We start from the raw sequence: 26,494 nt of genomic DNA on the forward strand, positions 1-26,494 counted from the left end.
GTGTTGATATCGTCAAAGGGCGATCGCTTGTCGCAGAAATTTATAGACTCTACGTGTTGATATCGTCAAAAGGCGATCGCTTGTCGCAGAAATTTGTATGCATTACGTGTTGATATGATCAAAGGGCGATCGCTCGTGGTAGAGATTTGTAGGTACTACGCGCTGATATCATCAAAAGGGCGATCGCTCGTGGTAGAAATTTGTATGCATTACGTGTTGATATCATTAAAGGGCGATCGCTCGTAGTAGAGATTTGTAGGTACTACGCGCTGATATCATCAAAAGTGCGATCGCCCAGCCAATTAACGCGATCTCATCAAAGCTAACTTTCTCCAGCGCGATCGCCCCAAAACACCCCTATTCAAAACATTGCCGTAAGTTTATAATCGCTTTCAAATTCCAGTGTTTTGGTCTAACATTCACTGCAACAGACATACGGGCGATCGCTCCGCCTCGGCAATCACTTCAGCTCACAAGAAGCCTGTCAACTCATGGAGACGTGTGCAGAGGCTCTGCCTTATCCAGTGTTCTACCAAGCCTTCCACGCTTCCTGATCGCCGTTTAGTTAGATTTTAGATCCTTCAATGTACCCCCAATTATGAGCCTACAACTTTCCATCCCCGACTCCATCCTCCAGGCAATTCGTCTGCCAGAACAACGCATCGAACAAGAACTCCTGCACGAACTAGCTGTAGCCCTTTACGCCCAAGAGTTGCTGTCTTTCGGCAAAGCCAGAGAACTCGCTCGGATGGACAAATACGAATTTGGACAGCTACTCGCCCAACGGGGCGTTCTGCGGCACTATGGTTCCGAGGAACTAGAAGACGATCTCGCCTATGCCCACCGTCAGTAACACATCCCCAATTTTGAATCTGGCAATTGTGGATCAACTCGCTCTATTGCGCCAACAATTTGGTCAAATTCAGATTCCGCCTGCTGTCTTGGACGAGTTGAAAATTGACGAAGAACGTCCCGGTTCTCACTCCATTCAAACCGCCATTACTGCTGGCTGGATACAAGTTCAGCCCGTTAGTAATCAATTCCTTGTTCAACTACTGCGGCAAACCCTGGATGGCGGCGAAGCCGAAGCAATTTCGCTAGCTCTTGAGTTGCAAGCCGAATGGATACTGCTAGATGAGCGGGACGGGCGGAAGGCGGCAAAATCTTTGGATCTTCAAGTTACGGGCGTTCTGGGTGTTTTGCTCCGAGCCAAGGAGTCCGGTGACCTTCCATCCTTGCAGCCCGTGCTCGAAGAACTCACCCAAAACGCTGGCTTTCGGATTGCACCAGAGTTACTGGCCAGAGTCTTACAAGCATGAGGAGCAAGGGCGATCGTTCAGCGTCCAGCCACATAACCAGTCGATGAAGCGGACGGTCGAAAGATCTTGGTGGGGTTGGCAAGATGATCTGCCGCCGCTTATCTTGGTCGTTATGCTCCCTGCGATTTGCAGATAACTAACGGGGCTGTGCTTAGAGATTGTGGGTGGGATTTATAGACTCTCCGCGCTGATATCATCAAAAGGGCGATCGCTGGTCGTAGAGATTTATAGGCTTTACGGCTTGAAATCGTCAAAGGGCGATCGCTCGTAGTAGAGATTTGTAGGTGCTACGGGTTGATTTCGTCAAAGGGCGATCGCTGATGGTAGAGATTTGTAGGCATTACGTGTTGATATGATCAAAGGGCGATCGCTCGTGGTAGAAATTTGTAGGTACTACGCGCTGATATCATCAAAAGTGCGATCGCCTAGCTTCTCAAACAAGGGGGTGAAGTTTTCGTATTTCTCCTGGGTCTTGGCTTTTAGTTCTGATTTCTTGCTGGTGTAGAAACGTTGCCAAAGCTCCTGAATGCTCAAGCTAGGGCGAATAGTTTGGACAACCGTTAACTGAGGAGGAGCCTTGCCTGTGTACTTCTCTAGAGTGTAGTCAAATCGCTCCTTCAGAATGTCGTCCTCGATCACCCTCGCCTTTGACTCCGCAAATTTACGATTAATATCCGTGTCAGGCAAACCAAGGTGGATGTATTTTTGCTTTCCATCAAATAAATGTCTGGGAAGTCGCAGTCGAAGATTACTCCTGGATACTTCAACCCCAACTGTACCCTTATGGTTTCGTTAACGATTTTCCATGACTATTCTGAGAGTAGTGTGCTATCTACAGGCTACTCATGTACATATTAGCGATTAGTTGCTAGTCAAATGCTAGTCAAATGCTAGTCAAAACTTGTCAAATTTACCCCAACACACCCTAATCTCTTAGTACAGAAATATTGCTTTCTTATGCCTCTCAGCCTAATAAAAAACCGCCGAATCCCTTTTTTGGGGGGTTTTAGCGGCTTCTGTTTCATATGGGCGATACAGGATTTGAACCTGTGACCCCTTCCGTGTGAAGGAAGTGCGCTACCACTGTGCTAATCGCCCAGGTTTCTTAATGTAGCATAAGCTTCTGCCGTGGACAACCAGCCCAGAGCTGCATTGCAGCTGTTTTTCCAGATTTCTTAGGGCAAATATTCAGCCTTCAATCTCCCTGGGGAAGCTCACTCCAGAGAGAAGTGGTCTGCCGCAAACTTGAATAGTCTCCATTGCCCAGAATCAAGTGATCAAGAAGAGGAATCGCCAAAAAATGGGCACCCTGGAGCATCTGACGCGTCAGTGCGATATCCTCTGGACTAGGTTCCACGCTGCCCGATGGATGATTATGGGCAATAATCACCCGCGTCGCTCCCCGCCTAATGACTTCCCGAAAGATATCCCGGGGGTGTGCCAATGTCTCAGTAGCCGTGCCGATGGTAATCACTTGCGTACCCAGGAGTCGATGCTTGATATCCAAGAGCACGACCGCAAATCGTTCCTGAGCCTGCCACATCAGGTCATTGCTCAGAGCGGCAACAGCCAGTGATGGGTCATCAATTACCATGCCTTCTATGGGGCGAGCTTGGAAGGCACGCTTACCCAGCTCGATCGCCGCCAGAATCGTGGTGGCTTTCGCGGGGCCAATTCCCGAAATGGTCATCAGTTCTTGGGCAGTGATATCTCGCAACACCGCCAAGGGATCTTGCTGATGCTTGCCTAACTCCTGCAAGAGCAACTGACCGAGGCCAACCGCCGAGAGTTTACCTGGCCCCTGTCCGGTTCCTAAGAGAATCGCCAGCAGTTCCGCCGCTGCTAACGTTTTAGCGCCATGGCTGATCAGGCGTTCTCGGGGGGCGTTCACTAGAGGGAAGATCTGCAACTCTCAAACAGTAGGTCATATACATTGCCACAACTTACCCAGGACAGGCGACCTCATGGAGCCACTTTGAGCCATCTAGCAAGGTATCCCACCCTGCTGACATTATGGCTGATTGCATAGGCTCAACTGTACTCAGATCGACACCCAATGCTACAAGTTTGCTGGCGAGCCCGGCTTAGGTTCTTGGACAGAGATTGTGCCTCGATACATCCCCATGCCACAGGTGAACGGATACTCTCCTGGCTGCTGCGGTGTCAATTCTATCGAGGTCGTTACATTCATGGGTAGGTGAGCACTGATGCCAAAATCAGGCAGCTGAATCTCTTCCAAGCAACTATTGGCATCTTGACGGCGGAACTGTAGCCGCAACGGTTGTCCCACCTTGACAACTACATAATCCGGTTGGTAGCCTCCATCCACAGTAATGGTCACGGTCTGAATGTCTGATTGGAATTGAGCTTGCTGCACCTGACGAGGTTTTAGCAAAAACCACCAGAACTCTGCCACAACTAGGGTGAGACCTGCCAGGGTGATGGCGATCTTGAGAGCCATCGGTTGCTCAATTGGCTGTAACCCACGAGATGGTTCGTGGGGCATTTGATTCGCAGTCGCATTGGTCGTGCCGACTAACAAACTTAAACCCAGTAGCATTCCCCAAACTTGACTCTGCTGATACAGGGTTGACCTTATGGGAGCTAGTGATCGGTCAAGTTTTTTGGATGGATATAAGGTGTCATTAAGGTGTCGCTGGTGATCAGACTTGTTCATCTTTATGTAAGGATTCTGGGCTTAAACTGACGTAGGCGCAGAGCATTGGCAACCACGGAGATGGAACTCAACGCCATCGCTGCTCCCGCAATCACTGGGTTTAGTAGCCAGCCAAAAATTGGAAACAGTGACCCCCGCTGCAATGGGGATGCCTGCCAGGTTGTAGCCAAAGGCAAAAAGCAGATTTTGGCGAATATTGCCCATGGTGGCGTGGCTCAGTTGGATCGCCGTCACAATCCCTTGCAGATCTCCTGAGATCAGGGTGATGTCGCTTGCCGCGATCGCCACATCGGTGCCTGTACCAATGGCAATTCCCACATCCGCCTGAGCCAGGGCCGGGGCATCGTTAATCCCATCTCCCACCATGGCGACGATTTTTCCTTCGGCTTGCAACTGTTTGATGGTGTCTGCTTTTTGGCCGGGGCGCACGTCTGCCAGCACCCGTTGAATCCCCAATTCACGGGCGATCGCCAGGGCGGTGGGGCGGTGATCGCCCGTGAGCATAATGACCTCTAACCCCAGGCACTGCATGGTATGGACAGCCAAGGCCGAGGACGGCTTGAGAATATCAGCAACAGCCATCAGGGCAGCGATTTGTTGATCCACGGCAATGAAAATCACCGTTTGGCCTGCCTCCTCCCAGGCTTGCTTTTCCCCTTGGAGAACTGGGGTCGCCATTCCTAACTCCGTCATCCAGCGTTCCGTCCCCATCTGTACCAGTCTGCCCCCCACGATCCCCTGAACCCCACTGCCAGCGATCGCTATAAACTGCTCCGCTATCAGCAATGGATCAAAGGCATCCTGGGCTTGGGCGTAGTTGACGACGGCGGCTGCCAAGGGGTGCTCTGACTGGCGTTCGACGGCTGCTACCTGCTTCAGCAATGTAATTTCATAGTGATCCGCCGTACCCTGGAAGCAGAAGAAGTGGGTGATGCCGAGTTTGCCCTGGGTGAGGGTGCCGGTTTTATCCAGGACAACAGTTTGAATTTTGTGGGCCAGCTCTAGACTGCCTGCATCTTTGATTAGAATGCCGTTCTCCGCCCCTTTGCCAATGCCAACGGTGACCGAGGTGGGAGTGGCTAACCCCAGGGCGCAGGGGCAGGCAATAATTAAGACCCCAACGGTTGTGATCATCGCCAGGGTGAGATTCCCCATGAGATTAAACCACACCACAAAGGTGAGAATTGCCAGACCAATCACCCCAGGGACAAACCAACGGGTCACCTGATCTGCCAATTTTTGAATTGGAGCCTTTGACCCTTGCGCCTGTTGCACCAACTTGACAATCTGAGCCAGGGCGGTATCTGAGCCAACTCTCGTGGCTCGAAAGCTAAAACTGCCGGTTTGATTCAGGGTGGCTCCGACCACTTCATCCCCTGGTTGTTTGGTGACGGGCAGGCTTTCCCCCGTGATCATGGACTCATCCACCGCCGAGGAACCCGTCACCACCTCCCCATCCACGGGAATTTTCTCACCTGGGCGTACCTGCAATAGGTCACCCACCACAACCTGCGTCACGGGAATATCCAATTCCTGCCCTTGCCGCATCACCCGGGCGGTTTTGGCTTGCAGGTCCATCAGTTGGCGCAGGGCAGCGGAGGTTTCACCCTTGGCGAGATTTTCAATGTAACGACCAATCAAGGTGAGGGTGATGATCACGGCAGAGGCTTCAAAATAAACCTCGGGTTGGAGTCCCTGCGATCGCCAGAAGTCGGGGTTGAGGGTTGTCCAAACAGAGTAGGTATAAGCCACGGTGGTTCCTAAGGCAATCAGGGTATTCATATCCGCCGTGCGATGCCGAAAGGCTGCTCCCGCCGCCCGGTAGAATCCCTGTCCGACCCAAAATTGCACCGGGGTTGCCAGCAGAAATTGTGTCCAAGGCCAGGCCAACCATTGCAGCATTGGGGGTAACCCTAACCCAATATGGTCAAGGACACCTATCATCAGCAACAGGCTGAGTCCTGCCGCGATCAGGACTTTGCGGTGGAGATGTTGCTGCTCTCTCAGCCGGGAAGATGGCTCGGCATCCAATGATGCCGAGCCGATCTCGGGTAAGGCCTGAGCGGCATAGCCACTGTCAGCGATCGCCCGAATAATCTGCTCAACGTCCACTCGCTGAATGTCGTACTCGACAGTGGCCGTCTCCGTCGCAAAATTAACCGGGGAACTCCTTACCCCCGGCAATGCTTGCAGAGTTTCCTCGATCCTGCGGACACAAGATGCACAATTCATACCTTGCAAGCGCAAATGAAGGGTTGCCATGATGGATACCTGCCTGGGAATCAGAGATAACAGCCGCAGTCCTGGGAGGGAATCGCTGTAACCAAGCTAACTTCTCCAGTTAACTGGAGAGTCAAGTCTACTGATAAAAGTTCATCGCTCGGTTGAGCCGAGTTGATCCGATAGGGCTGCTCTATTTACGAGGGATTCCCCTAAAATGGGGAGCGAGTCAGGGTTCCTTACCTTAATACGCAGGTTTTATCATGCAAATCCTAGCCCTTGTTCCCGGCGGCATCGGCGATCAGATTCTGTTCTTTCCCACCCTTGAGAATCTGCGGCAAACCTATCCACAGGCCAAAATCGATGTTGCTGTTGAACCGAGAGCAATCGGTGCTTACCGAGTCTGCAAGTTTGTCAATGGCCTAATTCAGTTCGACTACCTCAACCTCAACAGCCTGGCAGATTGGAGTAACTTTTTGGGGCAGATCCGCGATCGCGAATATGATGTCGTGTTGACTTTGGAACGGAGTTGGGCAGTTGGCATCCTGCTGTGGTTAAGTGGGATTCCCAACCGGATTGGTTATGCCAACAGTGGCGTTAGCCCCTTTCTCACCGCCAAGATTCCCTGGAATGCCAATCAATATATTGCCCATACTGACCACGATCTGCTGCAAGGACTCCAAATTCAGACCCCCTGTCCTCCCCTCTCTATCAATGTCCCCAGCCGCGATCTGGCGTGGGCAGAGAGTGAGCAACAACGACTGGGTGTGCAAGGCAGCGGCTATGTGTTAATTCAGACAGGGGATTACCCCACCGCGAGTTGGCAGGTGATTCTGCAAGACTTACAGCAACGGCAACCTGCTCTCCCCATCGTGTTACTCCAAACCGCCGCCACCGACGAAGGGATTTCAACCCTGACCGCAGCCTCTCCCGGCTTGAAGGTTTCAATGCCCACGGACACTGGTAAACTGGCGGCTCTGATTGCGGGAGCCAGTCTGATGCTCTGTCCCGAGGGGGCAGCCCTACAACTGGCGATCTCAGTGCAAACTTATACCCTAGCCCTGTTGGGAGCTACCTACCCGGCTCTGGTGTTACCCACGCCCTCAGAAAAGTGCATCGGCATTCAATCCACTACGGGGCAAATTGCGGATATCCCCCCCCAAATCATTCTAGAGCGGGTGTGGGCAGGGTAACGCCCACTGATCAACATCCTGGATCAATTACCTCAAAAAAACCGTCATCTAACTCGTACCCAAGGATCTGCGCCATCGCTTTTAACCGGGCACGACGGGGACTCCCCTGTTGTTTCAGCCAGTCTGTTAACACAAAAATTTTCTGCATCAAGAAGATTTCCAGAGCTTCGGGATTGAATTGAATTCCCTCCCGAGCACTGAACTGGTGGGGCACCAGCATGGCAGTGTAGCGACCGAGTTCCCCTGCTTGCCAATCCAGGTAAAGAGGTAACCAGGGATAGCGACTATCAAGGCGGATAAACCACAGTCTGACCTCGGGAATCTCCGACAATTCACGGGGATCATCCGCATCTCTGACGTAGTCAATCTGAAGCTGGAGCAGCTGCGAATCGGGCGCTTCGAGGGTAGACAGGGGCTTGAGGATCCCCTCAGCGGGGGATAAATCTAGGCGCTGGATTGCTTCGGTGTCAACGGTAATGGTCAAGGGCATGGGTGAGATTGATGACGTGGTCGTCGCAGCAAGTTGTATGGTATTTTCGCAGGCATAGGATGTCCTCTGGGCTCCTGGGTTGATCTTGGCACAAAGCACTTCCATCTTTAAGTATGTCCCTCCCTAATCAGGTTTATCCCGTTATTTGGTCTGGTGATCACGTGTTGCTGATTGACCAAACTCGACTCCCCGGTGAGTATTCCCTTGTTGATATTAAGCGCTGCCAAGATATGGCGGAAGCCATTAAAACCATGATTGTGCGCGGTGCCCCCGCGATTGGGGTCGCCGCTGCCTACGGCATGTACCTGGGGGCACGGGAAATTGAAACCCAGGATCGGGCTGAATTTCTCAGCCAACTGGAAACCGTAGCCAATCAACTGCGGGCGACTCGTCCCACCGCTGTGAATCTATTTTGGGCGATTGAGCGCATGCTGAAGGTTGCCCGCCAAACCATTGGCCCTGTGGCGCATCTGCGGCAAGTTCTGCTGGCCACTGCTCAGTCGATCAATGCTGAAGATCTCCAGACCTGTGAACAAATTGGGGATCACGGGCTGGATGTCTTGCCTACTGCTCCCCAGCAACTGCGCCTGCTGACTCACTGCAATGCTGGTGCCTTAGCAACAGCAGGCTATGGGACGGCCTTCGGGGGTTGTGCGTTCCGCATGGCGTGCTGGACGCTTGGAGCGGGTCTATGCTGACGAAACCCGTCCCCGCTTGCAAGGTGCCAAACTCACAGCGTGGGAATGTGTGCAGGAAGGGATTCCAGTGACAGTGATTACGGACAACATGGCGGCTCACTGCATGCAGCGGGGGTTGATTGATGCCGTGGTGGTGGGAGCCGATCGCATTGCGGCCAATGGCGACACCGCCAACAAAATTGGCACCTACAGTGTGGCGTTGATTGCCCAGGCTCATCAGATTCCGTTTTTTTAGTCGCGGCACCGTTATCCACGATTGATTTCAGTCTCACCGATGGCAGCCTGATTCCCATTGAGGAACGGGACCCCACAGAGGTCTATCAGGTGGGAACCACAACGCTGTGTCCACCAGGAGTGGAGTACTACAACCCAGCCTTTGATGTTACCCCGGCGGCGTTGATTACCGCTATTATTACCGAGCATGGGGCGATCGCCCCCGACCTGTTGCAAGCGCAACTCCAGGAGAAGCAAGTGGTCTAGCGGGTACGGGGCTACAAAATTTTCTCAAGGCCATAGACCAGATTTTTTAACTGCGTCACCTTGCGAATCGCCAGTAACACACCGGGCATATAGCAGGCGCGATCGCTGGTATCGTGGCGCAGGGTGTAAATCTGCCCAGGTGCGCCAAAGATCACCTCCTGGTGGGCAATTAAGCCAGGTAGACGCACACTATGGATGCGGATATTTTCAGCGGCCAAACCGCCCCGCACCCCTGGAATGGTTTCGGTTTCTTGCACCTGTGCTGGGTTATAGGTTTTGCCCATCTCTGCTAAGAGTTCAGCGGTTTGAATCGCTGTACCACTGGGGGCATCTGCCTTTTGATTGTGGTGAAGTTCAATAATTTCGACGTGGTCAAAATGCCGGGAGGCTTGCAAAGCCGCCTGCTGGAGCAGCACCACCCCAATGGAGAAGTTGGGGATGATCAGACAACCCGTACTGGCTTTGTCGGCAAACTCGGCTAGGTCTTGAATTTGCTCAGAACTAAGCCCCGTCGTTCCCACCACGGGCCGAATGCCATAGGCGATCGCTGAACGGACATTGTGGTAAACCCCGCTGGGATGGGTGAAGTCAACCATGACCCCCAGTTCTCTTTCCTGCACCGCCATACCGAGGGTGGGTTCCAGTTGATCCGTTATCGGAATTTCCAGGGGTTCTATCCCTGCCAGTTCTCCGGCATCTTGACCCAGCCAGGCGGGATTGCGATCCACCGCCCCTACCAGCGTTAAGTCTGGTGCCTGGGCAACGGCCTTAATCACCTCGCGGCCCATTTTGCCAGCGGCACCATTGATAATTACGGGTATTGGATTCGGCATAACGTGTTCGGTAAGGTTGAAACTCAATAGGAGAATAGCAACGGCGGACTCGCAAGCAGGGATTGACGCTGGGACGCATCAGCGCCAAGACCCGCTAATCCGCCCTTGATGGCGATCGCTCACAGATCTGGAGCTAGGGTGTGTCAGGGCTCCCCGCATCGGTACTTTAGAGTCTGGTTCTCAGCGGCCTGACCAGCACTATATTATCAGCCCAAATATCCGCCGAGTTAGGGTCTGGCTTTTGGTGTGCCGTCAGCATCCATGGCACAATGAGAGGCAGTGGTTAAAACAGTCTTAAGGTTTCAGGTAAGCTCGTGAGTTCCTCTGCCCTGGTGAATCCGCCCCCAACATCGACGATGCGTCGTCCCGTTTTCCCCTTCACTGCCATTGTCGGGCAGGAGGAAATGAAACTGGCATTACTGCTGAATGTGATTGACCCCAAAGTGGGTGGGGTGATGATCATGGGCGATCGCGGCACGGGCAAGACCACCACCATCCGGGCGTTAGCCGATCTCCTGCCCGAAATTGATGTCGTGGCCGATGACCCCTTTAACAGTCATCCCACGGACTCGGAGTTAATGAGCGATGATGTCAAGCGGCGACTGGAACAGAGCCTGACCGTACCGGTGACCCAGAAGAAAGTCTCAATGGTGGATCTACCCCTGGGGGGCAACAGAGGATCGGGTCTGTGGCACCATCGATATTGAAAAAGCCCTGTCAGAGGGGGGTGAAGGCCTTTGGAACCCGGTCTGCTGGCGAAGGCCAATCGTGGCATTCTCTATGTGGATGAAGTCAACCTCCTGGATGATCACCTCGTAGATGTGTTGCTGGACTCCGCTGCCTCGGGCTGGAATACCGTTGAGCGGGAAGGCATTTCCATCCGGCACCCGGCTCGTTTTGTTCTAGTTGGCTCCGGCAACCCCGAAGAAGGGGAACTGCGACCCCAGCTCCTGGATCGCTTTGGGATGCACGCCGAAATTCGCACGGTGAAGGAGCCAGCCCTGCGGGTGCAAATTGTGGAGCAGCGATCGGAGTTTGATCAGGAGCCTCAGGCGTTTCTGGAGAAATATCAAGCCCAGCAACAGGACTTACAACAACGGTTGGTGCAAGCCCAAACCCTGCTGCGATCGGTCAGCATCGACTATGACTTGCGGGTACAGGTTTCCCAAGTCTGTGCGGAGTTAGATGTGGATGGGTTACGGGGAGATATCGTCACTAACCGGGCTGCGAAAGCCCTAGCCGCCTTTGAAGGCCGTACCACCGTTACCCCAGACGATATTCGCCGGGTGATTGTGCTCTGTCTGCGGCACCGCCTGCGCAAAGATCCCCTGGAGTCCATCGACTCCGGGTACAAAGTCGAGAAAACCTTCAACCGCATCTTTGGCATGGAAACCGCCGAAGAGAGCAACGGCGCCACCTCTGCCCGAACCAAGTAGCGCTATTGCCCCCCTGGGAATGTCCACTCGGATTCTGGGACTTGACCCTGGGCTAGCAATCCTAGGGTTTTGTGTTCTGGAGTGTGAGAACTCAACCGCCATAACCCCCAAGCTCTTAGACTTTGGCATTATTGAAACCCCTGCCCACACCGAGATCGGCCAGCGGCTTTGCACCATCTATACCGATCTGCATACCTTAGTTCAGCAGTGGCAACCCGATCGGGTGGCGATCGAGAAACTGTTTTTCTATCGCATGGGTAATACGATTTTGGTAGCTCAAGCCCGTGGGGTGCTGCTATTAGTCCTGGCACAGTATCAATTGCCGATGGTGGAGTTCACCCCAGCGCAGATTAAACAAGCCCTAACGGGCTACGGCAATGCCGAAAAGCGCGAGGTTCAGGAGGCCGTCGCCAGGGAGTTAAAGCTAGATCGGATTCCTCAGCCTGATGATGCGGCGGATGCCATCGCCGTTGCCCTGACCGCCTGGTTTCAGGTGTGACGAAATCGCAGCATCCAAGACAGGATGGGATGCTGATCGCTGTTGCCCTGAATGTTCCTACCGAGCGCCACCCCCAGTAACGCTACGGCAAAACTTGGATGGAGCAGCGTTTGTATCCCCACCTCCCTAAGTTTGCACAACGAATTCCTGCGGATCATGCCCCCAATTGACCCAGGCGATCGCTTCCCGAGCTGATGTCATTTCAGGAGGAACTCGGAGGACATGAATATGGTTAGTAGAGGGGCAGGTCATTTTCAACAACTGAATCGATTCCTCGTCCTCCATAGGAATCTGAAGCAGGGTATATTCCTGCCAGCGATCGATTTCCAGGGCTTTCAGTTCTTGGCAAATCCGTTCATAGCCAAAGGTCTGGATCAACATCCGCCGTAGTTCAGCGTTGGTTTCTGTTAACAACCAGTCAGCTCGCCATTGATCGTAGGAAACCTGATAGGCTTTGGGTAAGATCAAGCCGTGGTGGATATTGATAAAGGAAGCATCGGCAAATTGAATTGCGGGTTGGTTCTCGCCATGGAAATTTCCCTGGTCGTCGAAGCCATAATTCGTCGGGCGATCGCAGACCAGGCACATGAATTTAAATGGGAAAATCCAACCACAGTTTTCAACTAAGGATGGCAGAATGATTTCCTCCGATCGCGGCCAATCTCTCTTGTCTTGCTTTAGTTGCAGAGCGATCGCATGACTGAACACCGCCAACGAGTCGGGATAAATGCCACCCCCGAATTCATACTCAACCTCTAAATGCTCCTTGCGGATAGATTCATAGATTTTTCGCCAGAGTTTGTTGCTAAAGTGACTACCCAATTCGGTTCGAATCGACTGTTCTAATTCCCCCTCGATCTCCCACATAAGTTCGGGTCTATTAATTTCATGGATGAGAGACCAGAAATGCACACCCAGGTCTTGAATTACCTTACTGTTTCCTACTGGATTAAGATGGGAACTCTCGCCGAATAGATCCTGATTTAACAACCCATCTAACTCGTTATAAATCCTGGCTTCAATTTCCTCCGCCAAACAGGGACCCAAGGTTTTAGGAATCACCTGAACCCTGCACTTTCCTAATTGGCCTACATAGCTGAGAACCTCGGGAATTGCATATTCAATATCTGCCTCTGTAACCGTTGGGCGACTCAAAATTTCTGGACGAAACTGCGATAAAAAGGTTGAATTTTCCCAAATATTTGAGGTAATTTCCTGGTAAATAGGATGGTTTTTGTAGACCTTAATCAGATACTTAAATGCGGCATCCGGGCTGGTAAAAAAAGAGAATTTGGGGGGGGTCAATTCTCCCAGGGATTCATAAAGATTTAGAATCGCTTTCCGAGCCTTTTCCTGGTCAATAGGCTGCGTGGGAAAGACTCCTGCCGCTCCTTGATTCATTAACTGGGTTTGGCTCTCTGCTTCAGAGAAGAGAGGGAATTCCCCAAAACTGATTTCAAGCTCTTGATCCAATTCTTGGAAGTTTCCATCTCTGAAACTATCCCTAAGAAAATTAATGTCGATAGAGGGAAAATTGAGACTAGCGTCTGAGGAGTTTAATCGAGAGCGACCTAGCACTTGAATCTCCTATATTCATCAACTATATTAATTTCCTAATCAATGCAATCAAGATCCTTAATTACTTTTCAGCATCCAGGAATCAGAATTACAGAATCCTTCTAAATTCGGGTTTATATATTCTTAATCCAGATGTAACACAGGTGAATGAAAATGCTATGCATATAACCATACATAAGATATTAGTCAGCGACATAGCGCCAATTTGGTTGACGGTTGGCACTGGAACTTTCTTGCCGTAATTCGTCTAATTCCTGTCTTAATTTTTGCAGTTTTTGCAGATCTTGCTGCATATCTTGCCGTCGTCCATCAGAAGCATATTGGTGCGGATCGGAGTGCATTACATGCCGTTGGCGGATTTCTTGCAGTTCTTGTCGAATTTCAATCCGCCGCATCTGTCGCAATTGTTGTTGTGCATCAGAAGGATATTGGTGCGGATCAAAGCGCATTTCATGCCGTTGACGGATTTCTTGGAGTTCTTGTCGAATTTCAATCCGCCGCATCTGTCGCAATTGTTGTTGTCGTATCTCAGGGTCATATTCGCGCTGAATTTTGACTTCCCAAATGCCTTGCGGGACGGTCAATTCTCGGTGTTCCTCATGGGTGAGCGTTGCCGACCGAGAATCTACCTTGAGGTATAAAATATCGTGATGTAGATACAGCTCAGCTGTTCCCCGTCGAATTCGATGTTGGTGCCCGGTGACTTCGCCTCTGGCCAGCACCAAGTGAGATAGCCGTTGACCTATCATCCTCCCAGATTGAGCCATGGGAAACAGCAAGACATCGCCCTGTCTCATGGGGCGTACGTTCCTCTTAAAAGGAATGATCATGTTCATGCCTTGGCGATCAGAAAGGAAATTAATATCCAGGGAATACATGTTAATCCTCCATCAATGACATTCTGACGCTTGGGACATCGAGTTTTCCTACGTTATAGCAGTTACCGATTTAGTGTGGGACAAGTAACAAGCTGAAGCCCTTTTCCTGTCTCACTCAGACGTACTTCATGTTACGAGGAGCCGCTATATGTAGACGTTGATTAGATTTTTCTCCTGCAATTATGCTACCCAGGTTTCAATGGTTTCGATCAGGGTTGTGGAACTTTTACCGTAGTGGCAAATTATTTATTGAAGAAATCTACAAAAAACCCCAGAGAATCTGGGGATGTGTGAGGATTTACTCCTATAGTTTTTAGAATCCCAGACCCCTGTGACGAATTTGTGAGTCTTTATTGCCAATGATGTGTCGAACCGCTAACCTCATCTCCTGGTTATCTGGCGACGGGAATGACCTGAACCTGCTATATCCTGGTCACCATCCCCTGACTCCAACCTCAGCTAGATGCAACGCTGCCAACTGCCTGATCCCCTTCAACCTGGCGATCGCCTGTGCGTGATTGCCCCCAGTGGTGCCCTGCGGTCATCCGAACACCAGGCATTGCAAGAGGGAATTGCCCACTGGCAAGCACGGGGATACGAAGTCATCGGCCATTGGGATTCCCAATGGGGATATTTGGCTGGCAGCGATTCCCAGCGTCGTCAGCAACTCCAAGAGGTCTGGCAAGATCCCCATTGTCGGGGTCTTCTTTGTGCCCGAGGTGGATTTGGGAGTACCAGACTCCTAGAATCTTGGCAATGGCCACCCTCTGATCCCCGCGATCGCAAATGGCTCATCGGGTTTTCAGACATTACCAGCCTGCTCTGGAGTCTTTCCCAACAGCAGATCGCGGGGGTACATGGCCCTGTCTTGACGACCCTTGCTGCCGAACCCGATTGGTCGCGGCAACGCCTGTTTGCCTGGGTTGAGCAGCATCAACTCCCCGAGTTACGGGGGGTGGGGTGGGGCGGGGGCAGGGACGGGGGCTGCTGTTGCCAGGAAATTTGACCGTGGCTACCCATCTCTTGGGAACCCCACTACTACCCGACTTAACAGGGGTGATTCTGGCGTGGGAAGATGTGGGGGAAGTCCCCTATCGGATTGATCGGATGCTGACGCAATGGCGATCGAGTGGGCTGCTGCCATTGATTCGGGGAATTGCCTTGGGTCGCTTTAGCCGCTGTGAAGCCCCAGCTCAACTGCCCAGTTTAACCCTAGAAACCGTCCTGCGCGATCGCTTGGGGGATCTAGGAATTCCCATTGTCGGGGATCTGCCCTTTGGCCACGAAGGTGCCAACGCAGTGCTACCCGTCGGCATTGAAGTTTGCCTCGATGGTGAACAGGGACTGCTCCACTTTGGTTAGGCCAGGGGCGCTGCATCGATCCCGCTATTACTGGCTCGGCAGAGAAAAAATAAGATTTTTTTGGTATCAACTGGGTAATTCGTAACTTTCCATACTTCTTCATATTCTCAAGGCGGCATAATTTGAGATCTGCATCCCCACACCTCAACGGATTTTTCTCATGGCTAGTTTTCAAAAGACAGTCTTGATGCTGCAACCATCGGTGCGCCAGGGAGAAGTCTGGAGGATAGCGATGTTATCCCAAGATATCAAGGCAATTTGGGAAAAGGGGGATGGTGATCTGGTACAGATGTTAGATCAGATAGAAGCCTCTGGCGCAGAACTTCCCCAACTGCTGTTGATTGACATTAGTGCTCAGAGTATCAATCCCTATGCCTTCTGTCGTTGGTGTCGAGAGCAACGCCCTGATCTCAAGATTATTTTGACCAGTGCCAACCAAAAAGAGATCTCAGCTACGGAGCGCCGCTGGGCAATCTATCAGGGAGCGCAAGATCTACTCCCCGGTTTTCAACAGGAAACGCTGTTGACCAGTGTGACGACGGGGATTAATCGCGTCATGGAAGTCTTAGATTGCGGCCCCCTACAGCAAGAGCGCCTCGCCCAGATCTTGGTTTCCTTGACCGCTGTCGTGGATGGTCGCCTTCATGGAGCAACGCCAGTGGCTGCAACGGTGAGCAGTGCACCAGTTCCGGCTCAACCATCCATATCCTCTAACCCTGGCGGGAATAATCGTGTTTTTTACCCAGAATTGCCCGTACCTGCCCCTCTGCCTCAAGTAGCAAAACCAGCCGCCCAACGGAAAACCAAAACCTACCGTGGTGTTTCCTATTAGGTCGTGGCACGTTGAAATTAACCCTGTTGACAACCCACTCCGTCTAAGGTTAAGTGCTTGCGGAATTGGCGGTCTGTAATCTTTGCAATGAGATTTGGGCTGCGGCTGACACCTGAGGATGACTGTCTTTCTCAAGATATTTCAAAGCAGAGAGGCTTTTGGGTGTGGGAAGATTACCTAAGGCTTCTGCTAGGCGTTGACGCACAAGCCAATCCTCTGCCTGGGCAAAGCTGAGAATGGCATCGACGGCCTCAAGGTCGTGAATTTCGCCCAAGGCTGCGATCGCAGCCTGTTGTACCACGACCTCAGAACTTTCCAGCGCCTGCATTAATACCGTATGGGCACGGGGATCGTTTTAAATTGCCAAGGGACACCGCAGCGCTGAATCGCACCAACCACTCGGTATCTTCATACAACGCATAGGTTAGGGGTTCCAGGGCGCGTCCATCCTCCAAGTATCCTAAAGCACCCGCCGCATTGGCTCGAATCCCATAATCAGGGTCGGATGCCAAGGACTCGACTAGGATAGGGAAGCATTCTGCCGTGGGCTTTAACCCCAGTGCAAAGATCGCCATGGAGCGAATTTGTAGACTAGCGTCTTGCAGCACTTTTTTAATCAAAGGCACAGCTGCTTCCGCCGACACATCTCGGAGGGAAGCCAATGCCAACATGCGATCGCGGGAATTTTGACTCTCCAGTTGCAGGGCAATTTCTTCCAGGCTGAGGTTTGTCATCTTAAAGTTGCTTAATTTTTATTTACATTCCAAGTATAGCCATCGCCATCATGCCTTGAGGGATGGCGGGTCGGGCTGCCTCCCAGCATTGGCATTTGACCGCTGATACTCCGTTACTAGGTCAGCGATCTGAATCTATATACACGGGCAGATCCACTCGGGCACGAGTTTGATACACCGCAACCTATTATTCTAATTGCTGAGTAACTGAATTAGACTGGATGAGACAGTTTTTCATCCCCTCAGTAAGTCATGGACAACATCGTGGTCGGACTCTCCGGTGGAGTCGATAGTTCAACCGCAGCAGCTCTTTTGCACCATCAAGGCTATACCGTGATCGGGTTGACCCTATGGTTAATGAAGGGCAAGGGGCAATGCTGTTCTGAGGGCATGGTAGATGCGGCTCGACTGTGTGAACAGTTCGGGGATCCCCCACCACATTGTGGACAGTCGTGATCTGTTTCAAACCCAAATCATTGATTATCTGGTGCAGGGCTATAGCGCTGGGGTAACTCCCCTACCCTGCTCTCAATGCAATAAATCCGTCAAGTTTGGCCCCATGCTGCACTACGCCCGTGAAACCTTGGGAACGGAGCGAATCGCAACCGGCCATTATGCCCAGGTGAGTTATCACCCCCAAACCGGGCGTTATCAGTTGCTGCGAGCCGTCGATCGCTCGAAGGATCAATCCTATTTTCTCTACGACCTCAGCCAGGAAATTTTAGCCGCCTGTGAGTTTCCCTTAGGTTCCCAAACCAAAGCAGCCACGCGGCAGATTGCAGTGGAGTTTGGCTTGCACACCGCTGAGAAACCCGAAAGTCAAGATCTCTGTCTGGTCGAAGCCCATGGATCGATGCAGTCTTTTCTCGATCAGTACATCCCACCTCAAACTGGAGAAATTGTGGATCAGTCGGGCAAAGTGTTGGGCACCCACGCAGGGGTGCATCACTACACCATTGGTCAGCGGAAGGGACTGGGAATTGCGGCGGCTCAGCCATTGTATGTGATTGCCCTGGATGCGGCTCGTAATCGGGTGATTGTGGGCGATCGCTCCAGCGCTCTCCAGTCTAGCTGTACCGTCCAGCAGGTGAACTGGGTTTCCATTGCCCCCCCGATAGCTCCGATTCGTGCCGAAGTGCAAATTCGCTATCGATCGGCAGCTGTGCCCGTGACCGTGATTCCCCTAAAAGGTGAACTAGCCGACAGCCGAGTTAAGCTGGCGTTTGATGAACTGCAAGTGAGTGTCACCCCTGGTCAGGCAGCGGTCTGGTACGACGGGGAAACCTTACTAGGTGGGGGCATTATTGAACCCCTTGCCCCTGAGGGTGATTGCTGATCACAATAAATCTTCCCTAGAGAAGTCAAGCCATCTAGGACGTGGGAGCCTGGAACATACTCCAAATCTGAGTCAAGTAAACAAGCAATATGGACATGAATCCCAATCGAATTTTACATTCTTAACATTTTGATCACGTTATTCGGCGCACTAAATCGATGAATCGCGATATTTCCTTAGGGAAGAGCTATCCTCTGGGTGCCACTGTTGAGCCAAAAGGTGTCAACTTCTGTGTTTTTTCCAAGAATGCAACCGCCATAGATTTGCTGTTGTTTGATACCGCAGATGCGCCCGAACCCGCTCAGATTTTCTCCTTAGATCCAAAACAGAACAAAACGTTTTATTATTGGCACATTTTTGTTTCAGGGATTACTTCTGGACAAATTTATGCTTACCGGGTTCATGGCCCCTATATGCCAGAACTGGGGTTGAGATTTGATGGTCAAAAAGTTCTTTTAGACCCCTATACGCGGGCGATCGTGGGATGGCACAAGTATAGTCGGGAAGCAGCCATTCACCCCGGCAATAATTCTGCTCAGGCATTGAGGAGCGTCGTGGTGGACACCCAGACCTATGACTGGGAAGGAGATCAGCCACTGAAGACCCCCTATGCTGCAAGTGTAATTTATGAATTGCATGTTGGAGGTTTTACCTCCCATCCTAATTCTCAGGTTTCTCCAGAGAAACGGGGCACCTACGCCGGACTGATCGAGAAAATTCCCTACTTGAAAGATTTGGGAATTACGGCTGTCGAACTTCTCCCGATCCATCAATTTGATGCCCAAGATGCCAAGCCCGGTCTGGAAAACTATTGGGGCTATAGCACGATGTCTTTCTTTGCCCCTCACAGTTCCTATAGCTCCCGCCGTGACCCCCTAGGTTCTGTAGATGAATTTCGCGACATGGTGAAAGCACTCCATCGCGCAGGAATTGAAGTCATCTTGGATGTCGTTTTTAATCACACAGCTGAAGGCAATCATCAAGGTCCAATCTTATCTTTGAAAGGGTTTGAAAATGGTGCTTACTACATCCTTGAGGACAACCCCGTTTTCTATAAGAATTACAGCGGCTGTGGTAACACATTAAAAGCCAATCATGAGATTGTTGGACGGATGATCCTTGATTGTTTGCGGTACTGGGTTGCCGAGATGCACGTCGATGGATTCCGGTTTGACCTCGCATCCATTCTCTCTCGCAGTCGTTCCGGTGAACCCTTGAAAGATCCGCCGATTCTCTGGTCTATTGAGTCTGATCCCTTACTGGCAGGCACCAAAATTATCGCTGAAGCCTGGGATGCCGCTGGGCTTTATCAGGTTGGTTCTTTTATTGGCGATCGCTTTGCCGAGTGGAATGGCCCTTTTCGAGATGATGTCCGTCGTTTCGTCAAAGGTGATCCCGGCATGGTTCCCAACTTGGCGGCTCGTCTTATGGGTAGTCCGGATATTTATCCCCAGGAACATCGAGAACCCAATCGCAGCATCAATTTTGTTACCTGTCACGATGGTTTGACGTTGAATGATTTGGTGTCTTATAACTTCAAGCATAATCAAGCCAATAAGGAAGATAATCGGGATGGTGCCAATGATGATCACAGTTGGAATTGTGGGGTTGAAGGGATTACAGAGAATCCTGAGATTGCAGCACTGCGATTGCGGCAAATCAAGAATTTTCTGACCATCCTGCTAGTCTCCCAGGGAACGCCGATGATCCTGATGGGGGATGAGATCAGGCACACCCAATTGGGAAATAACAATGCATACTGTCAGAACAATGAATTAAGCTGGTTTGACTGGAGCAAATTAGAAACCCATGCTGAACTACATCGCTTTGTCAAAGAGATCATTCAATTTATTCAATCCTTACAAATATTTCAGCAAGAACGCATTTTGGCAATCAATTACGATGGCAAGCGGCCTTATATTGCCTGGCATGGGGTGTATCTAGGAATGCCCGATTGGGGACACGACTCCCATAGTTTAGCGTTGACGCTGCACCACCCCGTTTATTACGAGCATTTATACATCATCTTCAATGCCTATTGGCAGCCCCTCAAGTTCGAGTTACCGCCGTTGGATGATCCAGCTGAGCACTGGTATCAGATTGTGGATACGGCACAGCCAGCGCCCCAGGATATCTGCTCCATCGCCAATGCCCCCCAGGTAAGGGATGCGTTCTATCCGGTTGCCCCCCGCTCGACGGTGATCCTCAGAGCCAATTTTCAGTGCCAGATCCCCGAATCCCTAGAATCTTGAAGCAGGTGAGGTCTGGGCTACCCAGTGCTACCTAATACCTCGCCCATTGAGCAATCCCCAGGATCAAGCTTGGATGATGCGATCCCTTAAGGGAAACGAGCATCCGTGCCTCACTCAGGTGGGGGTAGGGGCGATCGCTGCCTTAAGTTGCTGACAGAATTGGGCGATCGCCCGTAAACCCGCTTCAGGAGACTCCGCGGCCAGGCGTTGGACAAAGGCACTGCCAACAATCACCGCATCCGCGCCCCACGCTTGCACCTGTCGCGCCTGTTCTGGCTGAGAAATCCCGAACCCAACGCCAATGGGTTTGGGTGTCGTTTGCCGTAACTGAGAGAGTAAATCCTGAACCCGCGCCTCAATTTGACTCCGCACCCCGGTGACCCCCGTGACGCTAACCAGGTAAATAAACCCCTGGGCACTTGCGGCGATCGCCTGAATCCGCTCCGCAGAACTCGTAGGAGCTACCAGTAAAATCACTTCAATGCCCGCAACCTGCGCCTGCTCCAAAAGTGGTTTGGCTTCTTCGAGGGGTAAGTCGGGAACCACCAGACCTTTAATGCCCGCCTGCACCACCTTGGCCAGGAAAGGGGCAATGCCCAGGTTCAAAATTGGATTGTAGTAGGTAAACAGAATCAAGGGCGATCGCAACGTCGGTGCCACGGTCTGCACCATTTCCAGCACCGTATCCAGACGCGTTCCCCGCTGCAACGCCCGAGTTGCCGCTGCTTGAATCACTGGGCCATCTGCCAAGGGATCGGAATAGGGTACCCCCAACTCAATCAGGTCAGCTCCGTTCTCGTCTAAAACCTTTAGCGCAGCAGCGGTGGTTGCCAGATCCGGATCACCCGCCGTCAAGAAGGGAATCAACGCACAGCGATGATGACAACGCAACTGCTCAAAACATTGGGAAACCGAGATCATCCTAAATACAAGGGGAAATAGGGAGCATTCCGAATTGTATCAGGGTTTGTACTTCCTAAGATGGGTTCCCCCTTGAGGGGTCGGCATCAATAGCCTGTTGTTTTTCCTGAATAATTTCAGCTTGTAGTTGCGCCAATTCTGCTGGACTGAGTTCGGCAAAACGCTTTTGGAGCACCGCGTCTTCGTAGTTTTTCAATTGCTGATTGTAGGTCATCCGATGGGTAGAGACCCGAAATAGGTAGGTCAATACCCAGCCCATCAGCCCCATCACCAACAAACCTTGGCTCCAAATGCCAGCACTCTGGCTGTTAAGACCGAGGAGTTGCAGCGTCCAGTAAAGCAGACCTCCGGCGGCAAAAGCACCCAGACCAATCAAAATCACATCGATTTTTCGCATGGAGCGTTCCCTAAGATGCCTGCTTAGCCGACAATCTCGCGAGGCTGGGGACGGAAGTTGAGGAAGGGAGCCAGCAACAACAAACCAGGAAAGAAGAAGAAAACCAAGAAGTACATAAACCCCCGCTCTAGGGAGCTGGCAACATACCAGCGGCTCCGCAGATAGAAATAGAGCAAGAAGGGCACAACCACTAGATAAGCACTGCCCAACACAAGATAGAGACCAGCAATAATGATCAGATCCGGCATATACGGCGATCGCAAGGGAGACGATGGAGATACCAACTAAAGTAGCAAGTTTTGTGTCTGGAAACTACTTGCAAAATACCAATGCCAGGGATAGAGGGTTTCCAGATCGCAGATAGCCAAGGAGACTCGGCAAGGGTGAAGCCCTGGAATCAGGACTTAGAGAGATTGGTCAAAGCTACGTCAACAGATGGCTGCAGCGCTAGAAATTGCTCTAACCTTACTAGGCGTACCGTTTGAGTAACCCGAGCATTGGTGACGATTTGCAGGGTTCCCCCTGAACTCTGAGCTTTCTTGGCCAGCTGCACCAGTGCTCCTAAACCAGAGCTATCCACAAAGTCAATGGTAGATAAGTCTAAAACAATGTTGGCAGGGCCGTCTTCAATACACTTACTTACCACCTTTCGGAAAGTTGGTTCTGAAAAAGCATCTAATAAACCTGTGAGGCGAAAAATTTGAGAATTATCCCTGACTTCGCGCGTGCCTCTTAAGCTAACGGTCAGGGTAAGCTGCTCAGGAATAAAACCCTCCTAGCAATAAAGTCCAGAACTCGAGGCTTTAGTATAAGTCAGGTTCTCGTCCACTGCAAGCTCACGGAGAAATTAGCAAGGGCAGCACTGAGCCTAGCCTGTAACCCTAACCCATGATGCAGTTGCAGTTTCACCCCTGTAAAAGCTTATAAAGCAGACTCTGAAAGGGGAATGACTGTTTTCCGCTGTTGGCGGTAGGCCACCATGGCTTGCAGAAACTGCCCAAATAAATAGTCGGCATCATGGGGGCCAGGGCTGGCCTCGGGGTGATACTGCACCGAGAATAGCGGCAGAGATTTATGGCGCAACCCAGCCACCGTTTGGTCATTTAAGTTGAGATGGGTGATTTCCACCTCTGCTTCATTGAGAGAAGCCGGATCAATAGCAAACCCATGATTCTGGCTGGTAATTTCCACGTGCTGTTCCAACCCTGCGGGTTGGTTTAAGCCCCGATGCCCAAACTTGAGCTTGAAGGTTGCAGCCCCCAGGGATAATCCTAAAATTTGATGCCCCATACAGATGCCAAACATAGGTTTCTGGCTGCTCAGGAGTGCCCTGGTCGTGGCAATCCCTTCCGTTACTGTGGCGGGGTCTCCGGGGCCATTAGAAAGGAAAATACCATCTGGGTCATATTTGAGAATTTCGGCGGCAGGAGTGTTAGCCGGAACCACCATTACCCGACAGCCATAACTCGCAAGCCGTCTCAGGATATTCCTTTTAACCCCAAAGTCAATTGCAACAACCATTAAGGAATCATCCCCCAGCTGTTGCAATTGGGTGGCAGGATTAAATTCCCAGCAGCTCGGGGTGGACTCGAACCACTCGTAGGACTCACGGGTAGTCACCTCCTGGACGAGATTTAAGCCGCTCATACTGGGAGCTGCCTGTACCCGCGCTATTAACTCTGATGGATCGAGAATTGCGGTGGAAATCCCTCCATTCATCGCCCCGACCGAGCGAATTTTTCGGGTGAGGGCACGGGTATCAATGCCATAGATAGCCGGAATATGATGCTGTTTCAGGTAGTCCGGCAGGGATTGGGTGGAGCGCCAGTTACTCGGTCGGCTGGAGATGTTGCGGGCGATCGCCCCTCTAATATGGGGTTGATGAGATTCTTCATCTTCGGTGTTGACCCCGGTGTTCCCCAACTCAGGATAGGTGAAGGTGACAATTTGTCCCCGATAACTGGGGTCAGTCAAGACTTCTTGATAGCCCGTCATTCCGGTATTGAACACGACTTCGCCAATGGTCGTACCGGCTGCACCAAAAGACCAACCTCGATAAGTTGTACCATCGGCCAGAACAAGCAGGGCAGGTTTCGCAGCAGGCAGCATAGGATTGATACGACACAACTCTCTGGACGGCTATTATCGCATGAGGACGCAGAAATCCTGGTATTGCCGGTGTCGCCTTCGTCAGATCTCGCTGACATTTAGGCAAGAAACCGGATCAGCTGCTCAAGTTTTGACCAAGCAGCCCCGCTCTTGAGAATCTCTTGAGCGAGTAAGAGTCCCTGGGCATGATCACCCAGGGGAACTTTCTCCCCCACTTGCAAGGCCAGAGCTGCATTTAAGGCCACGGCATTCTCTTGGGCAGGTGTCCCTTTGCCCTGAAGCACTGCCCGCAGGATGGCTGCATTGTCTTCCACCTCTCCCCCTTGAAGCTCGGTGATAGGAGCCAGGGGTAACCCCAAGGCTTGAGGATTGAGGCTTCTGAGGTGAACCTGGCCATCCACCAACAGTGCCAGAACCGTTTCATCGGCCAATCCTGCCTCATCGAGGCGCTCTCGCCCATGGAGCACGATAGCTCGCTGGATGCCCAGTTGCCCCAACGCCTGGGCCATGGGTTCCACGAGGGATGGTGTAGAGACACCGAGAACTTGCCCCGTGGGACGCAAGGGATTTACCAGAGGCCCCAAGAGATTAAAAACCGTTCGGATCTTCAAGGTTTTACGTAACGAGGCCACGGCTTTCAGCGCCGGATGCCAACCCGGTGCAAATAAAAACTGTAATCCCCACTGCTCTCAGAGCTGCCTGATTTTTTTCGGGCACGGTATTGAGAGGCACACCCAAAAATTCCAGCACGTCCGCAGACCCAACGCGACTGGAAGCAGAGCGGTTTCCATGTTTGACCACAGGTACCCCTGCCGCCGCCGCAACAAAGGCAACAGCAGTTGAAATATTGAACGTTGCTACACCATCCCCCCCAGTTCCACAGGTATCAATTCGAGGAGTGGGAAGCGTGAGTTCGTCAAAGGATAGAGACTGGGCCTGAAGAACTTGAGCCATGCCAACCAGTTCAGCGGTGCAGACCCCTTTCGCTTGCAACGCTGCCAGAATTGCTCCCGATAAGGCGGGCGGAATTGCCTCTTGGAGCCACCCTTCCATCAGTACAGTGGCCTGGGCGGTAGAGAGCGATTGCCGATCCAGGAGCTGTTGGAGCAGGGTAGGCCAGGGAAGCAGAGGATCGACGGGAGTCACAATGCAGCAGCAGTAGAGATCAAAATCCAGTGACCGAGCACGGAGCCGCTAGAGGTCGGACTCAGTGGTAAGCCTGCTCCATTTTATGCCGAGTTGACGACCCCTAGCTGAGCAGCGCTAAAACGTTGGCAATTCCAATCCACCGGGCAACAGGGCTACCGAGTCCCGCCTCAATCCTAAATTTTGTTCATTTTGAGCAAACTTCCCCTGACCAAGTTGCTAAAAATGCCTCAACTGAATCGATCCTCCTTCTCAGAGACATTAATCAACAGCCCCCTTCTCTTATCCGATTCATTAGTTTTTCTGAAGTAAAGGAACGAAAGAATAGTGGGCAATTTGTCAAATAGTTGTTATCTTTTTTAATAATAAAGCGACCGCCGAAATTGCCCCACTGGCGAGAACCGTCTGGTAAGCGTGCGATCGCTCTGGGGGAGTGTTTCTGGTTCAGGCCAGGGTTAGGCGCTCCCATTGTCTACTCTCTCTTGCATAGGAGCTAGTTTATGAGTCAGTCCATTGAGTTATCTCTGGAACAGAAGTTCAGCATCCGATCCTTCGAGAACCAAGTAGAAAAGATGAGCCGTGAGCAGGCTCAGCACTTTCTGGTGCAACTCTATGAACAGATGATGGTGCGGGAAACCATGTACAAACACTTTCTCAAGCAAGAGTGGGGCTTAGAGACTGGCCCCCGCTTTTAACCATCGGACGTTCTGCAGTGGGCGACCTCTGCCTCTTGCTTAATTCCTCTGGAAACAAGCTGGGGGTGTTGGGGCGTCAGATGCAACCATGATCCAAGGTCGTCTTCCGGTCACGTATATTCTCTTTATTTACTTACTCCTCCTCATTTTTTTAGTTCTGGCAGTCCTCCTGCCCCCTATCCCTCTATATAAGTTTTTCGGCTCCGAAGTTACACCAGGAATTTAACCCTTTCAAGGAAGCCAGGAGCTAGGAGTTGATGGCTTTCTGCCTCCTGCCTCTCGATACCGATCTCCTGCCGATCCAAAGTTGCCTGCCACCCATCAAGTTCAGATCTGGCCTCGCTGCAGTTGCTTCTTGGCTGCACCCCACCTTGGTAAACTGAAGAGCAAAGTTCTGGTAAAGACAGAT

General features: G+C 51.7%; 17 protein-coding genes, 1 tRNA gene and 9 pseudogenes. 11 read left to right on the forward strand and 16 right to left on the reverse strand.

All coding sequences use genetic code 11. From position 1 onward, the window contains the following. Positions 1–598 precede the first annotated feature (598 nt). Positions 599–853, forward strand: a complete 255-nt coding sequence (locus DO97_RS01000) for a UPF0175 family protein (protein ID WP_036530476.1) — start codon at positions 599–601, stop codon at positions 851–853. Continuing rightward, the gene (locus DO97_RS01005) at positions 837–1,319 is read left to right on the forward strand and encodes a PIN domain-containing protein (RefSeq protein ID WP_036530480.1); all 483 of its coding nucleotides are present in this window, start codon (positions 837–839) and stop codon (positions 1,317–1,319) included. The genes DO97_RS01000 and DO97_RS01005 overlap by 17 nt, the downstream gene beginning before the upstream one ends. A gap of 393 nt (positions 1,320–1,712) precedes the next feature. Here DO97_RS01005 and DO97_RS01010 read toward each other — a convergent pair. The 5 genes and pseudogenes from DO97_RS01010 to DO97_RS01030 all read right to left on the reverse strand — a co-directional run. After that, positions 1,713–2,078 (reverse strand): annotated as a pseudogene (locus DO97_RS01010) (Arm DNA-binding domain-containing protein); the annotation flags it as partial. 267 nt (positions 2,079–2,345) lie between these two features. Beyond that, positions 2,346–2,417 (reverse strand) — tRNA-Val (locus DO97_RS01015). Between the two features lie 97 nt (positions 2,418–2,514). Beyond that, positions 2,515–3,247 (reverse strand): annotated as a pseudogene (gene radC / locus DO97_RS01020) (RadC family protein). 131 nt (positions 3,248–3,378) lie between these two features. Then, positions 3,379–3,879, reverse strand: coding sequence for a cupredoxin domain-containing protein (locus DO97_RS01025; protein ID WP_036530483.1), 501 nt, complete (start codon positions 3,877–3,879; stop codon positions 3,379–3,381). Positions 3,880–3,998: 119 nt separating this feature from the next. Beyond that, positions 3,999–6,258, reverse strand: a pseudogene (locus DO97_RS01030) (heavy metal translocating P-type ATPase). A 221-nt stretch (positions 6,259–6,479) separates the two neighbouring features. Here DO97_RS01030 and DO97_RS01035 point away from each other — a divergent pair. Beyond that, the gene (locus DO97_RS01035; RefSeq protein WP_036530485.1) at positions 6,480–7,409 is read left to right on the forward strand and encodes a glycosyltransferase family 9 protein; all 930 of its coding nucleotides are present in this window, start codon (positions 6,480–6,482) and stop codon (positions 7,407–7,409) included. Positions 7,410–7,419: 10 nt separating this feature from the next. On the opposite strand, the gene DO97_RS01040 is transcribed toward DO97_RS01035, so the two are convergent. Then, on the reverse strand, positions 7,420–7,899 hold the full coding sequence (locus DO97_RS01040; protein WP_036530487.1) for a CRR6 family NdhI maturation factor: 480 nt from the start codon (positions 7,897–7,899) through the stop codon (positions 7,420–7,422). A gap of 113 nt (positions 7,900–8,012) precedes the next feature. Between DO97_RS01040 and mtnA the strand changes: the two are divergent. Then, positions 8,013–9,077: pseudogene (gene mtnA / locus DO97_RS30540) on the forward strand (S-methyl-5-thioribose-1-phosphate isomerase). An 11-nt stretch (positions 9,078–9,088) separates the two neighbouring features. On the opposite strand, the gene dapB reads toward mtnA, so the two are convergent. Further along, positions 9,089–9,910, reverse strand: coding sequence for a 4-hydroxy-tetrahydrodipicolinate reductase (dapB, locus tag DO97_RS01050; protein WP_036530490.1), 822 nt, complete (start codon positions 9,908–9,910; stop codon positions 9,089–9,091). Positions 9,911–10,266: 356 nt separating this feature from the next. Between dapB and bchI the strand changes: the two are divergent. Both bchI and ruvC read left to right on the forward strand, forming a co-directional pair. Next, positions 10,267–11,346: pseudogene (gene bchI / locus DO97_RS30545) on the forward strand (magnesium chelatase ATPase subunit I). Positions 11,347–11,365: 19 nt separating this feature from the next. Continuing rightward, a complete protein-coding gene (gene ruvC, locus DO97_RS01060) occupies positions 11,366–11,845 on the forward strand; it encodes a crossover junction endodeoxyribonuclease RuvC (protein ID WP_036530492.1) in 480 nt (159 codons plus the stop codon). 126 nt (positions 11,846–11,971) lie between these two features. Here the strand turns inward: ruvC and DO97_RS20415 are convergent, their stop codons facing one another. Both DO97_RS20415 and DO97_RS24765 read right to left on the reverse strand, forming a co-directional pair. Further along, the gene (locus tag DO97_RS20415; protein ID WP_052128221.1) at positions 11,972–13,318 is read right to left on the reverse strand and encodes a DUF6745 domain-containing protein; all 1,347 of its coding nucleotides are present in this window, start codon (positions 13,316–13,318) and stop codon (positions 11,972–11,974) included. A gap of 287 nt (positions 13,319–13,605) precedes the next feature. After that, entirely contained in the window at positions 13,606–14,220 is a 615-nt protein-coding gene (locus DO97_RS24765) for a hypothetical protein (protein WP_204368415.1), read from the reverse strand. Positions 14,221–14,764: 544 nt separating this feature from the next. Here DO97_RS24765 and DO97_RS30550 point away from each other — a divergent pair. Then, positions 14,765–15,663 (forward strand): annotated as a pseudogene (locus tag DO97_RS30550) (S66 peptidase family protein). Positions 15,664–15,823: 160 nt separating this feature from the next. Continuing rightward, positions 15,824–16,495 carry a response regulator gene (locus tag DO97_RS01080; protein ID WP_052128223.1) on the forward strand — a complete coding sequence of 224 codons (672 nt, stop codon included), beginning with the start codon at positions 15,824–15,826 and terminating at the stop codon, positions 16,493–16,495. 49 nt (positions 16,496–16,544) lie between these two features. Here the strand turns inward: DO97_RS01080 and DO97_RS30555 are convergent. Continuing rightward, positions 16,545–17,229: pseudogene (locus DO97_RS30555) on the reverse strand (HEAT repeat domain-containing protein). A gap of 252 nt (positions 17,230–17,481) precedes the next feature. Here DO97_RS30555 and mnmA point away from each other — a divergent pair. Then, a pseudogene (gene mnmA / locus DO97_RS01090) lies at positions 17,482–18,565 on the forward strand (tRNA 2-thiouridine(34) synthase MnmA). Positions 18,566–18,723: 158 nt separating this feature from the next. Then, complete coding sequence (gene glgX / locus DO97_RS01095) at positions 18,724–20,817, forward strand: glycogen debranching protein GlgX (protein ID WP_036530495.1); 2,094 nt, start codon at positions 18,724–18,726, stop codon at positions 20,815–20,817. Positions 20,818–20,931: 114 nt separating this feature from the next. Here the strand turns inward: glgX and trpA are convergent, their stop codons facing one another. From trpA to trpD, 6 genes and pseudogenes are all read right to left on the reverse strand, one after another. Beyond that, the gene (gene trpA, locus DO97_RS01100) at positions 20,932–21,738 is read right to left on the reverse strand and encodes a tryptophan synthase subunit alpha (RefSeq protein ID WP_036530496.1); all 807 of its coding nucleotides are present in this window, start codon (positions 21,736–21,738) and stop codon (positions 20,932–20,934) included. A 55-nt stretch (positions 21,739–21,793) separates the two neighbouring features. Further along, positions 21,794–22,135, reverse strand: a complete 342-nt coding sequence (locus DO97_RS01105; RefSeq protein WP_036530498.1) for a DUF3007 family protein — start codon at positions 22,133–22,135, stop codon at positions 21,794–21,796. Between the two features lie 23 nt (positions 22,136–22,158). Continuing rightward, complete coding sequence (ndhL, locus tag DO97_RS01110) at positions 22,159–22,383, reverse strand: NAD(P)H-quinone oxidoreductase subunit L (RefSeq protein WP_036530501.1); 225 nt, start codon at positions 22,381–22,383, stop codon at positions 22,159–22,161. A 149-nt stretch (positions 22,384–22,532) separates the two neighbouring features. Continuing rightward, complete coding sequence (locus DO97_RS01115; RefSeq protein ID WP_036530502.1) at positions 22,533–22,901, reverse strand: STAS domain-containing protein; 369 nt, start codon at positions 22,899–22,901, stop codon at positions 22,533–22,535. 155 nt (positions 22,902–23,056) lie between these two features. Beyond that, complete coding sequence (gene carA, locus DO97_RS01120) at positions 23,057–24,244, reverse strand: glutamine-hydrolyzing carbamoyl-phosphate synthase small subunit (RefSeq protein ID WP_036530505.1); 1,188 nt, start codon at positions 24,242–24,244, stop codon at positions 23,057–23,059. Between the two features lie 98 nt (positions 24,245–24,342). Further along, positions 24,343–25,390 (reverse strand): annotated as a pseudogene (gene trpD / locus DO97_RS30560) (anthranilate phosphoribosyltransferase). 500 nt (positions 25,391–25,890) lie between these two features. On the opposite strand from trpD, the gene DO97_RS01130 reads away from it, so the two are divergent. Continuing rightward, positions 25,891–26,085: an NblA/ycf18 family protein gene (locus tag DO97_RS01130; RefSeq protein WP_036530507.1), complete on the forward strand. Its 195-nt coding sequence runs from the start codon at positions 25,891–25,893 to the stop codon at positions 26,083–26,085. The last annotated feature ends 409 nt before the right edge of the window (positions 26,086–26,494 follow it).

The organism is Neosynechococcus sphagnicola sy1 (assembly GCF_000775285.1).
Taxonomy (GTDB): domain Bacteria; phylum Cyanobacteriota; class Cyanobacteriia; order Neosynechococcales; family Neosynechococcaceae; genus Neosynechococcus; species Neosynechococcus sphagnicola.

What these genes read in the sequence shown, in the direction of transcription:
- dapB (WP_036530490.1), bottom strand. Translation starts at nt 9,910, where the DNA reads ATGCCGAATCCAATACCCGTAATTATCAATGGTGCCGCTGGCAAAATG.
- DO97_RS01040 (WP_036530487.1), bottom strand. Translation starts at nt 7,899, where the DNA reads ATGCCCTTGACCATTACCGTTGACACCGAAGCAATCCAGCGCCTAGAT.
- DO97_RS01035 (WP_036530485.1), top strand. Translation starts at nt 6,480, where the DNA reads ATGCAAATCCTAGCCCTTGTTCCCGGCGGCATCGGCGATCAGATTCTG.
- ruvC (WP_036530492.1), top strand. Translation starts at nt 11,366, where the DNA reads ATGTCCACTCGGATTCTGGGACTTGACCCTGGGCTAGCAATCCTAGGG.
- DO97_RS01105 (WP_036530498.1), bottom strand. Translation starts at nt 22,135, where the DNA reads ATGCGAAAAATCGATGTGATTTTGATTGGTCTGGGTGCTTTTGCCGCC.
- trpA (WP_036530496.1), bottom strand. Translation starts at nt 21,738, where the DNA reads ATGATCTCGGTTTCCCAATGTTTTGAGCAGTTGCGTTGTCATCATCGC.
- ndhL (WP_036530501.1), bottom strand. Translation starts at nt 22,383, where the DNA reads ATGCCGGATCTGATCATTATTGCTGGTCTCTATCTTGTGTTGGGCAGT.
- glgX (WP_036530495.1), top strand. Translation starts at nt 18,724, where the DNA reads ATGAATCGCGATATTTCCTTAGGGAAGAGCTATCCTCTGGGTGCCACT.
- DO97_RS01080 (WP_052128223.1), top strand. Translation starts at nt 15,824, where the DNA reads ATGGCTAGTTTTCAAAAGACAGTCTTGATGCTGCAACCATCGGTGCGC.
- DO97_RS24765 (WP_204368415.1), bottom strand. Translation starts at nt 14,220, where the DNA reads ATGAGACAGGGCGATGTCTTGCTGTTTCCCATGGCTCAATCTGGGAGG.
- DO97_RS01025 (WP_036530483.1), bottom strand. Translation starts at nt 3,879, where the DNA reads ATGCTACTGGGTTTAAGTTTGTTAGTCGGCACGACCAATGCGACTGCG.
- DO97_RS01130 (WP_036530507.1), top strand. Translation starts at nt 25,891, where the DNA reads ATGAGTCAGTCCATTGAGTTATCTCTGGAACAGAAGTTCAGCATCCGA.
- carA (WP_036530505.1), bottom strand. Translation starts at nt 24,244, where the DNA reads ATGCTGCCTGCTGCGAAACCTGCCCTGCTTGTTCTGGCCGATGGTACA.
- DO97_RS01000 (WP_036530476.1), top strand. Translation starts at nt 599, where the DNA reads ATGAGCCTACAACTTTCCATCCCCGACTCCATCCTCCAGGCAATTCGT.
- DO97_RS01005 (WP_036530480.1), top strand. Translation starts at nt 837, where the DNA reads ATGCCCACCGTCAGTAACACATCCCCAATTTTGAATCTGGCAATTGTG.